Raw genomic sequence first — 13,939 nt, forward strand, 5'->3', positions numbered from 1 at the left:
TCGCAACCGGCCTGAATCGAAACGCGAAAAACCCCGCATCCCCATCGTACAATACCCCGCCCAGGCCGCTACGCGAACGGCTCGCGGCGGCTACCAGAGGGCATTAAGCAACTGCGTGCAAAATCCGGGCTAAACGGTGCTTCCATCAAAAGTGAATACGGCAAACGGCTTGGACGACCATGAGGACGGGGTCTTTGCCACGATCTTGGACACGATCCAACAGGGCGGCGAGAGCGGGTAAGCCAGCGGGTAAGCCAGCCGTCCGACCAGGTGTAAAAGCGCTCGAAAGCGAGGAGGTGATGCCATGAGGCATTGGAAACCCGGCTACCGCGAAGAAGCCTACTTCAGAACCACCCAAGCCCTATAAGCCGCACGCCGTTATGTTCGTGCCCGCCGGGCTGCCCTCACCGGCGGTGAGCGTGCGGCTTCTGGCCAGTTAGCCGCAATCGCTGAAGGTGGACCCACCGTCAGCGTAATGCGCGCTCTTCGCCCTCTTAGGCAGCGCAAGTTCCGCGGCGAAGCGGGTTCCAGCTTCGGCGATCTTGCATTAGAGTGGGTGCGGCGCTGGCGACTTGGTGCGCCCGAATAACTCAGAATTCCCTCACATCGTCAAAAATCGATGCGTCGGTGCGATGGTGAAGCGCCATTCACGGCGCGGGCCAGCCATCACGTTTAGGTAATAGAGCTGGAAGCCGTGCGGCGCGCCCACTGGGTGGTAGCCACAGGGGACCAGGACGACGTCGCCGTCGCTTACGGCCATCGACTGGTCTATGCTGCCGTCGTCAGTATAGACGCGCTGGAAGGCGAAGCCCCCGGCGGGTTGCAGGCGGTGATAGTAGGTCTCCTCCAGCTGCGTCTCCTCCGGCGGATTGTCGGTGTCGTGTTTGTGCGGCGGATAGCTGGACCAGTGGCCGGCCGGGGTAAATACCTCCACGACGATCAGCGAGTCCGCCGGCTCGCTGTCGGGCAGTATGTTGTGGATATAGCGCGTGTTGGTACCCTCGCCACGGGTCAGGGCCTCGATGCCGTCGGGAGCGATCCGGCGAGCGGGGCGCGCCCTCGGCGTGCCCGGCGCGCTGCACAGCGCGAGCTCCAGATCGTTGCGCGCGTGAACCTCCAGACGCGTGTTGGCAGGAGCGTATACGCAGTCCGGCTTGCCGCCGTCGAACAGGGTGCGCCGGTCGCCGACGCCTGGATAGTCCGCTCCATCGACCACTAGATCCGCAGTGCCGGTGAGGGCAATCGCCAGAAGCTCCCGGTCGCCGGTGTCGCGTGCGAGGGCCTGACCCGGCGCTAGGCGGTGCAGGTCGAAACCAACGTGGCGCCAACCTGCACTTTCGGGCGTGATCCGGTGCACCGCGCCCTCGGCATCGGGCGCGGTCGGGCGGCGCAACAAGGACGACATGGACTGTTCTCCTTCATGCTTTGATGTTCAGGTTTCTTGCAACTGGCCGGCTCACGCTAGGAAACCCGCCGCCGACGCGGCGGCGCGCAAACCGCGGTAGCCGGTCGCGGCGTAGGTTTCGGGGTCAGCTTTGGCTGGATCCTGCTCAGCCTCCATTACCAGCCAGCCGCTGTAACCGTGCGCCGCCAGCGGACGAAGCACGCCGGCGAAGTCGATCGCGCCGTCGCCCGGCACGGTGAAGACGCCGTTCACCACCCCGTCGATGAAGCTGGCGTCGGCCGCGCGCGCCCGCACTAGAGGGTCGGGGCGGATATCCTTGGCGTGCAGGTGCACGACGCGCCCAGCATGACGTTCGGCTAAAACGACCGGATCGCCGCCGGCGTGGGTGAGGTGACCCGTATCCAGCAGCAATCCGACTGCCGGATCGGTTTCGGCCAGCAGGCGCTCGGTCTCGGCCTCGGTCTCGACCACGGTGCCGACGTGGTGGTGGTAGGCGAGTGTCAGGCCCTGGTCCCGCATCCGCCCAGCCAGAGCGCTCAGGCGCTCGGCGAAGCGAGGCCACTCGGATTCCGCCAACACCGGGCGCGCGCTCAGCGGTCGACGGCGGTCGCCATGCACCGCACCCGCCACCTCGCAGGTCACCGCGACCGTGGCCCCGAGCGCTTTCAGCAGGTCCAAATGCGGCTGGATCAGCGCCAACTCGGTCTCGACGTCGCGCCGTGTCAGTTCGATTCCGGTCCAGCCCGAGATCAACTCCAGGCGGTGCGGTTCCAGCGCCGCGCGCAGCGCTTCCGGCGTTCGCGGAAACTTGTGGCCCAGCTCCACCCCCTCGAAGCCGGCCGCAGCCGCCTGAGCCAGGCAGGTCTCGAGCGGGATTTCCGCCCCGAGACTACGCTCGTCGTCGTTGCTCCAGCCGATCGGGTTGGCGCCAAGGCGGACGGTCATTTCGGCGGTCCCGCGCCGGTTGGATCGGCGAGAGCGTTCGCCGGTTGCGGCGGCGCGTCGTAGGCGCCCATGACGCTCTGGTCGAAGTCGATTACGCTGCCGGTCATTAGTCCCGATTCGTCGCTCGCCAGGAAGGCGATGGCGCGCGCCACCTCGCTAGGCTTGAGCAATCGGCCGAACGGCTGTGCGGCCTCGGCGTCACCCAGCCAGTCCGGCGGCTTGGCGTGGGCTTGGCGCTGGATCTCGTGCTCGGCCGGTGTATCCATCCAGCCAGGGTTGATCTGGTTGACCCGGATGCGGTCGCGCATCAGCGCGTAGGCTGTATTCCTGGTCAGGGTGGCGAGCCCGCCCTTGGCCGCGCAGTAGGCGGCGATGAACGGCTGGCCACCGTGGCCCGACATCGAGCCGACGTTTACCATGGCGCCGGCCACGCCCTGCCGGCGCATCACGTGGGCGGCCGCTTGCATCAGGAAGAACGGGGCGCGCAGGTTGAGCGCTAGCAGCTTGTTGTAGAGGTCCGGCGTGGTATCGAGGATGGTGCCGCGGTCGGTGCTGCCGGCCGCGTTGACCAGCCCGTGCAGTGTACCGAAGGCGCGTTCCGCCTCGCTAACCACGGCCTGGGCTTCGTAGACGTCCGTAAGATCAGCCTCGACGAAACGCGCGTCGCAACCCGAACGTGACAGCTCCGCCGCCAGTGCGTCGCCGTTCTCGCGGTTGCGGCCGCACAATACAAGTCCATCCGCACCGCGCGCGGCGAACACGCGAGCAGTCGCCGCGCCTAGCCCCTGCGTTCCGCCACTGATCACGTAGGTCCGACCGTCGAGACGGCCGTCGACATCCTCGACCGCCCGGCCCGTTGCCTTGTTTGCCATGTGAAGCCTCTGTCACGTCATACGCTGGTTTTGGCGCTGCGCCTCGTAGTCTGTGCGGGCCCGCCGGGTCTTGGGATCCCCTGAAACCTCGGCCACAGCAACGTCCCAGAAGGCGCCGCCGGCGTCGCTGCTGGCGTCGGGGTCGGTCTCGATCACCACCACGTAGCTGCACTCGGACAGGCGGGCGCGGTGCAGTGCCGCCTCAAGGTCGGCAATGCCCTGGACCTTCTCCGCCTCGGCGCCCAGCGCGCGGGCATGCGCTGCGTAGTCCACGGAAACCTGGCGATTATAGGTGGTATTCGCGAATCGGTTGTTGAACGGCGCGCCGCCGCAGGCCTGCTGCAGGCGGTGGATCGAGCCGAAGCCCTGGTTGTCTAACAGTACGACGATCAGTTTGCGCTCCAGCATGACCGAGGTGGCGATCTCCGAGTTCAGCATCAGGTAGCTGCCATCGCCGACCATGACGAACACCTCGCGCGACGGATCGGCCATCTTGGCGCCAAGCCCGCCGGCGATTTCGTAGCCCATGCAGGAATAGCCGTATTCGACGTGGTAGGTCCCGGGTCCCTGGGCGCGCCACAGCTTGTGCAGTTCCCCCGGCAGGCCCCCGGCGGCGCAGACCACCGTGTCGCTGGGTCCGGCGGCCCGGTTGACCGCGCCGATTACAGCCATGTCGGACGGCCGCTCGGCGTTGCTGTGCGCGGTTGTGCGGGCGACGATCTCGTCCCAGACCTGCTTCTCGTCCGCCATCCGCCGGCGCCAGGCCTCCGGCGCGCAATAGCCGTCCAGGCGGTCGTCCAGCGCCGCAAGCGTGGTCCCGGCGTCGCCGACCAGCGGCAGGGCGCCGTGCTTGCCGGCGTCCGCCGCGGCGACGTTCAGGTTGATCTGCCGCAGCTGCGGGTTCTGGAACAGCGTTCGCGAGGCCGTGGTAAAGTCCTGGAGGCGGGTCCCGATTGCGAGCACAACGTCCGCTTCGGCGGCGAGCGCGTTGGCCGCGCTGGACCCGGTCACGCCGACCGAGCCGACGTTGCACGGATGATCCCACGCGAGTGTGCCCTTGCCAGCCTGTGTTTCCGCGACCGGCAGGCCATGGGCACGGGCGAAGTCGGCCAACCGTGCGTTGGCCCTGGCGTACTGCACGCCGCCACCCGCGACCACCAGGGGCTGTTCGGCGCCGGCGAGCGCTTCTGCGGCCTGCGCCAGTTCGTCGGGATCGGGCGCCGGGCGGCGCGGCCGGCGCATCGTGGGCTCGAAGAACGCGTCGGGGAAGTCATAGGCCTGCGTCTGGACATCCTGGCACAGCGCCAGCGTCACTGGCCCGCAGGCGGCGGGGTCGGTCAGCGTTTGGATCGCCCGGGGCAGTGCGTTGAGAAGCTGTTCGGGCCTCGTGATCCGATCGAAATAGCGGGACACGGGCCGGAAAGCGTCGTTCGCCGTGACGGTCGCATCCTGCGGATCCTCGATCTGCTGAAGTACCGGGTCGGGGCGCCGGTCGGCGAACACGTCGCCTGGCAGCAGGAGGACGGGCAGGCGGTTGACGTGTGCCAGCGCAGCCGCCGTGACCATGTTGGTCGCGCCCGGGCCGATCGAAGTCGTGACCGCCATCATCTGCAGGCGGTTGCGCGCCTTGGCGTAGGCGATCGCGGCGTGCGCCATCGCCTGTTCGTTGTGCCCGCGATAGGTGGGGAGCGTCTGCGTTCTGCGGGCGAGCGCGTCGCCCAGGCCGGCAACGTTGCCGTGGCCGAAGATCGCCCACACGCCGGCGAACAGCGGTGCAGGACCGTCCTCCAATTCGGTGCGCTGCTGGCTCAGGTAGCGCACAAGGGCCTGCGCGGCCGTCAGTCTCACCGTACCCATGTGTCCTCCAGGGTCCTTTCGACGGGCACCGTCCGTTACGCCGGCGCGCTAGCGTCCCATGCGTGGACCAGTTCCTGGTACCGCGCGGCCATCCGATCCCGTGCGGCCGCGTCGTCGATGTCGCCGGCGAACCAAGCGCGCGCCGGTTCGCCGAAGATCGTCCGGCCGACCGCGAAGCCGCGGCAGGTCCGGCTTTGCCGAGCCGCGGCAAAGTGCCCGGCGAGCGTTTCGATCGGCGCGTCCAGCCCCAACATCAGGGTGCCCCGACAGTCAGGGTCGTTGGCGGCGATCGTGTCGTCGATACACTGCCAGCCCTGGGCGGTTTCCTGTGCCTCCAGCTTCCACCAGTCGGGATAGATGCCGCGGTCGTAAATGGCCTGCATCGCCCGGGCGGCGGTATCCGCCTCGACCGGCTTGTCCGACTTGGAGGCGATGACCTCGACCAGCAGCTCGTGCCGGCTCGCCCGGGCCGCTTCGGCCAGCCGGCGCAGCTGTTCGCCCTGCTGGTTCTGCAGCTCCGCGTCATCTTCGGGATGATAAAAGACAAGGCACTTCACGATCTGCGGCAGCGGCCAGTCGCGCAGGATCGCGCCGACGCTGGCTCCGCCCTCGAAGGTGAGCGGGCGGCTCTGCGGCGCCTCGATCGGCCGGGCGAGCCAGTGCCCGTTGTCCGCCGCCTCAGCAAGGGCGTCCCATCCGTATCGACCGTCCAGCAGCAGGCCGAGGCGACCGTCGTCGTTGCCGCGCACTGCCTCCAGCGCGAGCAGCTTGAACGCGCCGATCCGCCGTCGGTCGACGCTGTTGGCGTCCGCCATCTCCTCGAACTGCGGACGATGGTCGATCGCGAGCGCCAGCACCTGCGGCCAGGCGCGGTGGCGCGTGGTCGACCGATGCAGCTGCTCGAGCGCGCGGTCGTCGCGCAGCCGGCGGACCGGGCTGCCGTGGTCCAGGAAGTGCCGCAGTTCGCGCCATGACGGGCTGGCCGGCGTGCAGCCGTGGCGCGAGACCGTGAGCGCCCCGGCCGCGTTGGCGTAGCGACAACAGGTCTCCAATGCGAACCCGCGCAGATAGCCCGCGAGGAAGCCGGACATGAATGCGTCGCCGGCGCCCAGCACGTTGAAAACCTCGACCGGGACACCTGGACCCTGGAGGCCCTGTTCAATGTTCTCGGGGATGGCGTCTGGGAAGACCACGCAGCCCATCGGGCCGCGCTTACACACGAGCAGCGCGCCGGTGACCCCCCGCAGGCTCTCCAGCGCGGCGTGGGTTTCGCTCGCGCCGCCGGCGATCTGGATCTCCTCCTCGGTCCCAACGACGACGTCGCAGAGTGCGGCGATGGCCTGCAGGTGCTGCGTCACGCTGGCGCTCTCGACGAACCGCTCCTCGCCGGCGCCGTGCTCGGCCAGACCCCAGAGAACCGGGCGGTAGTCGATGTCCAGGATCACCGTGGCGTCGTGGTCCCGGGCCAGCTGGATCGCGCGCCGCGACGCCGCGTCCAGCTGCGGCTTGGCGAAATGGGTGCCGGTCACGACCACCGCGCGGGCCCGGGCGATCAGGTCGGGGTCGATGTCGTCGGGCTGCAGCGCCGCGTCGGCGCAGTTTTCCCGGTAGAAGATCAGCGGAAAACGCTCGCGGTCGCGGATGCCCAGCACGACCAGCGCGGTAAGGCGTTCCGGATCGGTTTGCACGCCGGACACGTCGACGCCCTCGCGGACAAGTTCCTCGCGCACGAACCGGCCCATGTGCTCGTCGCCGACCCGGCTGATAAGGGCCGAGCGCAGGCCCAAGCGGGCGGTGCCCGCGGCGATGTTGGTCGGGCAGCCGCCGATGTACTTGGCGAAGCTGCCCATATCCTCCAGGCGCCCGCCGACTTGCTCGCCGTACAGGTCAACGCCGGCACGGCCGACGGTTACGACATCAATGTCCTTGTCCCGATCGACCATCGGCGGACCCTTGAAAAGCGTGGCGTGCGATCTGACGCGAGCGAGTGAAACAGACGTTCCGTTATCTTAGCAACAAGGAACAGGAGTTTTTACGCGTTGCGGTCCCGCGTCTCCCGCGTTTGCGCGCACGCGCCGGCGCCGCCCAGACTGAGGTCGAGACGCTGGCCGAGGGCCACGACCAGCGAAATCGCCAGGGTCATCGTCGCCGTCAGGGAGCGGAACGACTGCACTTCCCCGTCGTGCACTTCGAAGACGGGATCGCCCAGCTGGCAAATCGGCGACAGCGGTGAGTCGGTGATCGCCATGGCGGGGACGCCGCGATCCCGCGCGACGCGCGCGATTTGCTGCGTTTCCTCCGCGTATGGGTGGAAGCTGACCATGATCAGCGCGTCGTCCGTCCGCATCGCCGCGGCCTGCTGTTCGGCCATCCCTCCCATGCCGTCCACCAAGTGCGCGTGCAGCCCGAGGTGACCAAGCGCGTAGGCGAAGTAGGCGGCCACCGGGAACGACCGACGCTGGGCAACTATGTAGATCGTCTCCGCACTGGCGAGCAGCTCGCACGCCCGCTGCATGGCCTCCGGGTCGATCTCCTGACCGAGGTGGTCGAGCGCATGGTGCCCGGCGGTGATGAAGTGCGCCAGGATCTGGTCCGGAGAGCCTTCAGGGGACTGCTGTTGGCGCACCCGGCGCAGCCGTTCGGCGTAGCTTGGGGTGGTCTCCATCAGGCGCGCCCGGAACACCTGCTGCATCTCGGAAAATCCGGAGTAGGCGAACGCCTTGGCGAAGCGGATCAGCGTGGACGGTTGCACCCCGGCGCGTTCGGCGATCGTGGCCACCTTTTCGAACGCCATGTCGTTGGGGTGCTCGAGCGCGTAGTGCGCGATCTGCTGCAGGCGGCGGCTGAGCTCCGGATATCGGCTGGAGATCGCCTGTTCCAGGTCGTCATAGCTCTGCAAGGTTACCCCCTCCGGCCGTTGCGAACGGCGATCGCGGCCCGGCTGTGATGAACGAACCAGTCGGGTCGGAACCAATGGAATCCATAAACCCTTGCGCCGCTAAGATGAAACAGGCATTCTGAAATCGCATAAATATAAAGCCGCTGTTCGGCCTTCCTTGACGATGCGCGGGCCGCATGCGGAACCATTACGGGCTCGCCTTGAAAGAAAGCGGCGGGTTCCGTTCGTGCAGGGCGTGCACGACAAAAGAGATGGAGAGCCCGCGCATAGGGCTTCCACCAGAATATCAACGGCGCGCCCGGCAACGAGACGTCATAGCGACGACGCCACAAAGACGGGGAGGAGCGTCATGAAGGTATGTAGCCGCGCGCTGACCGCGGCCGGCCTCGCTATTGCCTTGTGTGCCACGCCGGCAGCAGCCCAGGAAGATCTCGAATTCGTTGTCGTCACGCACGGGCAGGCCGCCGATCCATTCTGGTCGGTCGCCAAGAACGGCGTCGACGAGGCGGCGGAGGATATGGGCGTCGATGTCACCTATCGCGCACCCACGACGTACGACATGGTGAAGATGGGCCAATTGATCGATGCCGCTGTCGCCAGCGACCCGGACGGCCTGGTGGTGACGATCCCGGATGCTGATGCGTTGCGCGGCCCGATCAAGAACGCAATCGCCAGCGATATCCCAGTGATCTCGGTGAACTCGGGCGCTGAGCCGTCGAAGGAACTGGGTACCCTGATCCACGTCGGCCAGACACCTTACGAAGCCGGCCTGGGCGCGGGCGAGCGCATGGCCGAGGCCGGCGTCGACAACGCAGTCTGCATCAACCAGGAGGTCGGTAACGTCGCGCTCGACAAGCGCTGCGAGGGGTTCGCCGACGGTCTGGGTGAGGACGCCAAGACGCAGGTCCTCGCGGTGTCGATCGACCCGACCGAGGTGCGCAACTCGGTTGTGGCGTTCCTGCGCCAGAACCCGGACGTCAACGGCATCCTGACCCTCGGCCCGACCGGTGCGGATCCCACGCTGCAGGCGCTCAAGCGGCTCGGCAAGGTCGACGACTACAAGTTCGGAACGTTCGACCTCTCGCCCGCGACCCTGCGCGCGGTCGAGAAAGGCAACATCATGTTTGCCATCGACCAGCAGCAGTACCTGCAGGGCTACCTCCCGATCGTGCTGCTGACGCAGTACAACAAGTACGGCGTCCTGCCCGCGGGTGACGTGCTGCTCACCGGGCCGGGCTTTGTCACCGAGGAGACGGCCGGAAATGTGATCGACCTCGCGGAAGAGGGCTATCGGTAGCGTTCGCCGCATCTCTGGGCGCGGACGGCCGTGTCCGCGCCCAGGGAGCTGGCTCAACGTCCCGAAAGCTCGAGATTCCTTCCCATAAGCGGTCGAGGGAACGGTGATGGCCCAAGAAACTGCGGACGGCGCTGCGCCACCGGGGCAGGAGGCCGACGAGCGCATCCAGCGCGCGTCTTTCCTCAGCCGCCTGCTCAATCGTCCTGAGCTGGGCGCGGCAGCCGGCACCATCGTTGTCCTGGTCGTGTTTGCCATCGTCGCGGGCGACACCGGCATGTATTCCGCGCTCGGGATCGTCAACTTCGTCGAGGTCGCCTCGCTGTTGGGCCTACTGGCGATTGGCGTGTCGCTGCTGATGATCGGCGGCGAGTTCGACCTCTCAATCGGCTCAATGATCGCGTTTGCCGGGATGACGATCGCGATCCCGGCGGCGGAATGGGGCTGGCCCATGTGGCTGTGCATTCTGCTGGCCTTCACGGTCGCGATCCTCTGGGGTCTGTTCAACGGCTGGCTGGTGATCAAGACCGGCTTGCCGTCCTTCATCGTGACGCTGGCCGGCCTGTTCATGCTGCGCGGCCTGACGATCGGCCTCACCCGCTTGCTCACCGGCCGAACCCAGGTGTCCGGGCTGCGCGAGGACGCCGAGGGCGACTGGCTCGCCGGCATCCTGGGCGGCGAGGTCGGCCACGGCTTCTTCACCTGGATGGGTGAGGTGGGAATCATCGCACAGCGCGCCGACGGCGAACCCTCGGTGTCTGGCGTGCCGATGTCGGTCATCTGGTTCCTGCTGCTGGGCGCGATCGCCACCTGGGTGCTGCTGCGCACCCGCCTCGGCAATTGGATTTTCGCGGCCGGCGGCGACAAGCAGGCGGCGCGCAACGTCGGCGTCCCGGTCAACCGTGTGAAGATCATGCTGTTCGTCGGTACCGCGGTGATGGCCACGCTGGTCGCCACGGTGCAGGTGCTGGACGTCGGTTCCGCGGACACGCAGCGCGGGTTGCTGAGGGAACTCGAGGCGATCGCCGCCGCGGTGATCGGCGGCTGTCTCTTGACCGGCGGCTACGGCTCCGCGATCGGCGCCATGTTGGGGGCGCTGATCTTCGGCACGGTGCAGATGGGCTTCTTCTATACCGGCGTTAACACCGATTGGTTCCAGGTGTTCGTCGGTCTGATGCTGCTCGTGGCGGTGCTGTCGAACAACTACATCCGCAAGAAGGCGACGGAGGCGAAATGATGGCCGAACAGCCTCTGCTCGAGGCCCGCAGCGTCTCCAAGCGCTTCGGCTCGGTGATCGCCCTGTCCGACATCAACATGGCGGTCCGCCCGCGTGAGGTTCACTGCCTGCTGGGCGACAACGGTGCCGGCAAGTCGACCCTCATCAAGACCTTCGCGGGCGTGCACCAGCCGACAGAGGGGGAACTGCGGGTCGACGGCGCTCCCGTTCAGTTCGGCTCCCCACGCGAAGCGCTGGACACGGGGATTGCCACGGTGTTCCAGGACTTGGCGCTGGTGCCGCTGATGTCGGCGACGCGGAACTTCTTCATGGGCCGGGAGCCGGTCATCGGTCGCGGCCCGTTCCGTCGGTTCGACGCGCGCACCGCCGAACGGATCACCGCACAGGAGATGTGGAAAATCGGCATCGACGTGCGCGATCCGACCCAGCCGGTGGGCACCATGTCGGGCGGCGAGCGTCAGTGCCTGGCGATCGCCCGGGCGGTCTATTTCGGCGCGAAGGTGCTGATCCTGGACGAGCCGACCTCCGCGCTTGGCGTGAGTCAGGCGTCGATGGTGCTGCGTTACGTCGCCCGGGCGAAGGCGGCCGGGCTCGGGGTGATCTTCATCACCCACAACGTGCACCACGCCTTTCCGGTCGGCGACAGCTTCACGTTGCTGAACCGCGGCCGCTCGCTCGGCACGCACACGAAGGACGAGGTCAGTCGCGACGAGCTGATGGACATGATGGCGGGCGGCAAGGAGATGGCGGACCTGGAGGCCGAGCTGAAAGCCGCCGCCCAGCAGGAGACCGACCCGAAGGCGGAGCAGGCGGAGACGCAGATCGCCGAAGATCTGCACCAGGAAAGCCAGAAGGTGCATTAGCGGTGAGCGACGCTCCCTCGTCCCCGGCAGACGCGCCGCCGGCCGGTGTCGCCGTGATCGGCACCGGCTTCATGGGGCTGGCCCACGCGCGCGCCTTCCGGGCCGTCAGCACCACGTTTCCGGTCGCGCTGCGGCCGAGCCTGCGCACCGTGGCCGACCTCGACGCCAGCCGCGCCCGCACGGTGGCGGGTCAGGTCGGCGCCGAACGCGCCAGTGACGACTGGCGCGCCGCGATCGCGGCCGACGATGTCGACATCGTGGCCATCACCACGCCCAACGGCCTGCATCGCGAGATGGCGATCGCCGCGTTGGAAGCCGGCAAGGCGGTGTTCTGTGAGAAACCGCTGGCCGCCAACTTGGCCGACGCCCAGGCGATGGCCGAGGCCGCCCGCACACGAGCCCACGCCAACCAAGTCGGGTTCAACTACCTGGCCAACCCGGCCGTGATCCACGCCAAACGGCTGATCGACCGCGGCGACCTGGGGACGATCCGAAATGCCCGCTTGGTCTTCGACGAAGACTACATGGCCGATCCGAGCTTGCCGCACAGCTGGCGGTGCCGGCGCGACATGGCCGGGGCGGGGGCGCTCGGCGACCTGGGCGCCCACGCGCTCAGCCTGGCGCTCTACCTGATCGGCCCCGTGTCCGAGGTGACGGCGACCGCCCGCACGCCGATCGACCGACGCCCTACCCGGGACGGCGGCCCCGCGCCGGTCGAGAACGAGGACATTGCAGACGCGCTGCTGGTCTTCATCGGCGGGCAGACGGCGACTTTCTCAAGCTCGCGCGTCGCGCTGGGGCGCAAGTGCGCGCTGCGCGTCGAGGTCTTTGGCAGTGACGGCAGCCTGGCGTTCGACCAGGAACGTTTCAACGAGCTGGAGGTCTGCTTCCGGGGCGACGACGGTCCGAACGGCGGCTTCCGCCGTATCCTGACCGGTCCGTCGCATCCGCCCTACGGCGCTTTCGTCCCGGCCGCCGGTGCCCAGATCGGCTTCGGCGACCTGAAGACGATCGAGGTCTACCGCCTGCTCCAGGCGATGGCCGGACTGGGGCTGTCCTACCCGGATTTCGCATTCGGCTGCGCCGTCGACGCCGTGATCGACGCGCTCCTGCAGAGTGCCGCCGGCGGCAATTGGGTGAAGGTGGACGATACCGTACAGCCGGCCGCACCGCCGTCGCCCGACGCGGAGTGGTCGGCCCTACCGGACGCCCGCGCGCACCAGTAGGCATGGCCGACCGGCCCCGCGGTGTGGCGAAGCGCTTCGGCAGCGCGACTGCTGTCCACTGTGGTCATGGGAGAAAACCGCGATGATCCGCTGCGCACTCTTCGGCGCCGGGCGTATCGGACGCCTGCACGCCGACAATCTCGCCGCCGGCAAACAGGTCGAATTCGTGCGCGTCTACGATCCAGACCCCGAGGCGGCGCGAGCCGTGGCTCGAGAGCATGGTTGCGAGGTGGCGCAGCGTGACGCCGACTGTCTGGCCGGTGACGTCGACGCCGCGATCATCGCCTCTGCCACCCCCACCCATATCGATCTGCTGACGCGGGCGGTGAAGGCCGACAAGGCGGTGCTGTGCGAAAAGCCGATCGACCTGGATATCGCGCGGGTCGATGCCGCCCAGCCGGTGGTTACCGCCAGCGCCGTGCCGGTCATGGTGGGCTTCAACCGACGGTTCGACCCTGGCCACCGGCGCCTGAGAGAGGCCGTGGCGGCAGGCGAGCTTGGAACGCCGGAGCAGATGATCGTTTCGTCGCGCGATCCCGGGCTGCCGCCGCGCGACTATCTGGCGGCGTCAGGGGGCCTGTTTCGCGACATGATGATCCACGACTTCGATATGGTCCGGTTCGTCCTTGGGGAAGAGATCAAGCATCTTTCAGCCACGGGATCCGCGCTGGTGGACCCTAGTTTGCGCGAGCTGGACGATGTCGACTCGGCGATGGTCTTGATGACCACGGAAAGCGGCAAGCTGGCCCACATCAACTGTTCGCGCCGGGCGGTCTACGGCTACGATCAGCGCATCGAGGTTCACGGCTCGGCCGGGATGATGCTGTCGGATAACCCGACCCCGACGACCGTACGACACGCGGATGCACAGGGCACCGGGTGCGCGCCGCGGCTCTACGACTTCTTCCTTGACCGTTATGCTCAAGCGTTCGCAAACCAACTGGCCGCGTTCGTCGATGCCGTCGAACGATCCGCAAAGCCCGACGCGGACTTCCATGCCGGGCGTCAAGCGTTGCGGCTCGCCGATGCTGCGACCGAAGCCTTGCACGGCCGAGACCCTTCGCTAGTTTCGCCTTAGACGGAACTTTGTACTTGTTTTGGACAGTAACTCCCTGATGACGGCTGAAGAATCGGCGCTACGGGTGAGTCCGCTCTGGCTACATCATGGGCTGACGCCGAGCAATTCGAAGGCCTTGGCCTGCAGCGGCGTGGGCTGGGTCGGCTGATCGAAGCTGTAGGCCGGGTTGCTGGGCATGCTGACGGTGTTGAGGCACAGCGTGCCCAGGTCGTCGAGCAGGCTCTGGAAGCTATGCACGGGCAGGCCGTGGTCGGTCCGCCGGG

At 67.5% G+C, this 13,939-nt stretch carries 11 protein-coding genes; 5 read left to right on the plus strand and 6 right to left on the minus strand.

Going from position 1 to position 13,939, the window contains the following annotated elements:
• Window positions 1-601 precede the first annotated feature (601 nt).
• The 6 genes from iolB to CKO28_RS22870 all read right to left on the minus strand — a co-directional run bounded on the left by iolB (window position 602) and on the right by CKO28_RS22870 (window position 7,978).
• Window positions 602-1,405: a 5-deoxy-glucuronate isomerase gene (gene iolB, locus CKO28_RS22845; RefSeq protein WP_200343207.1), complete on the minus strand. Its 804-nt coding sequence runs from the start codon at window positions 1,403-1,405 to the stop codon at window positions 602-604.
• A 51-nt stretch (window positions 1,406-1,456) separates the two neighbouring features.
• Window positions 1,457-2,350, minus strand: coding sequence for a myo-inosose-2 dehydratase (iolE, locus tag CKO28_RS22850; RefSeq protein ID WP_200343208.1), 894 nt, complete (start codon window positions 2,348-2,350; stop codon window positions 1,457-1,459).
• On the minus strand, window positions 2,347-3,222 hold the full coding sequence (locus tag CKO28_RS22855; RefSeq protein WP_200343209.1) for an SDR family oxidoreductase: 876 nt from the start codon (window positions 3,220-3,222) through the stop codon (window positions 2,347-2,349). The genes iolE and CKO28_RS22855 overlap by 4 nt, the downstream gene beginning before the upstream one ends.
• 12 nt (window positions 3,223-3,234) lie before the next feature.
• Complete coding sequence (gene iolD / locus CKO28_RS22860) at window positions 3,235-5,079, minus strand: 3D-(3,5/4)-trihydroxycyclohexane-1,2-dione acylhydrolase (decyclizing) (RefSeq protein WP_200343210.1); 1,845 nt, start codon at window positions 5,077-5,079, stop codon at window positions 3,235-3,237.
• A gap of 35 nt (window positions 5,080-5,114) precedes the next feature.
• Complete coding sequence (locus CKO28_RS22865; protein WP_200343211.1) at window positions 5,115-7,022, minus strand: bifunctional 5-dehydro-2-deoxygluconokinase/5-dehydro-2-deoxyphosphogluconate aldolase; 1,908 nt, start codon at window positions 7,020-7,022, stop codon at window positions 5,115-5,117.
• A gap of 89 nt (window positions 7,023-7,111) precedes the next feature.
• Complete coding sequence (locus CKO28_RS22870) at window positions 7,112-7,978, minus strand: MurR/RpiR family transcriptional regulator (RefSeq protein ID WP_200343212.1); 867 nt, start codon at window positions 7,976-7,978, stop codon at window positions 7,112-7,114.
• A 349-nt stretch (window positions 7,979-8,327) separates the two neighbouring features.
• Here CKO28_RS22870 and CKO28_RS22875 point away from each other — a divergent pair, with 349 nt between their 5' ends.
• The 5 genes from CKO28_RS22875 (at window position 8,328) to iolG (ending at window position 13,676) form a co-directional block, all read left to right on the plus strand.
• Entirely contained in the window at window positions 8,328-9,275 is a 948-nt protein-coding gene (locus CKO28_RS22875) for a sugar ABC transporter substrate-binding protein (RefSeq protein ID WP_200343213.1), read from the plus strand.
• A 106-nt stretch (window positions 9,276-9,381) separates the two neighbouring features.
• On the plus strand, window positions 9,382-10,509 hold the full coding sequence (locus tag CKO28_RS22880; RefSeq protein ID WP_200343214.1) for an ABC transporter permease: 1,128 nt from the start codon (window positions 9,382-9,384) through the stop codon (window positions 10,507-10,509).
• Window positions 10,509-11,372, plus strand: a complete 864-nt coding sequence (locus tag CKO28_RS22885; protein ID WP_200343215.1) for an ATP-binding cassette domain-containing protein — start codon at window positions 10,509-10,511, stop codon at window positions 11,370-11,372. Before CKO28_RS22880 ends, CKO28_RS22885 begins: the two co-directional genes overlap by 1 nt.
• Before the next feature lie 2 nt (window positions 11,373-11,374).
• The gene (locus CKO28_RS29215; protein WP_200343216.1) at window positions 11,375-12,598 is read left to right on the plus strand and encodes a Gfo/Idh/MocA family protein; all 1,224 of its coding nucleotides are present in this window, start codon (window positions 11,375-11,377) and stop codon (window positions 12,596-12,598) included.
• 82 nt (window positions 12,599-12,680) lie between these two features.
• Entirely contained in the window at window positions 12,681-13,676 is a 996-nt protein-coding gene (gene iolG, locus CKO28_RS22895) for an inositol 2-dehydrogenase (RefSeq protein ID WP_200343217.1), read from the plus strand.
• Window positions 13,677-13,939: the final 263 nt, after the last annotated feature.

It is taken from the genome of Rhodovibrio sodomensis, from assembly GCF_016583645.1.
GTDB lineage: Bacteria > Pseudomonadota > Alphaproteobacteria > Kiloniellales > Rhodovibrionaceae > Rhodovibrio > Rhodovibrio sodomensis.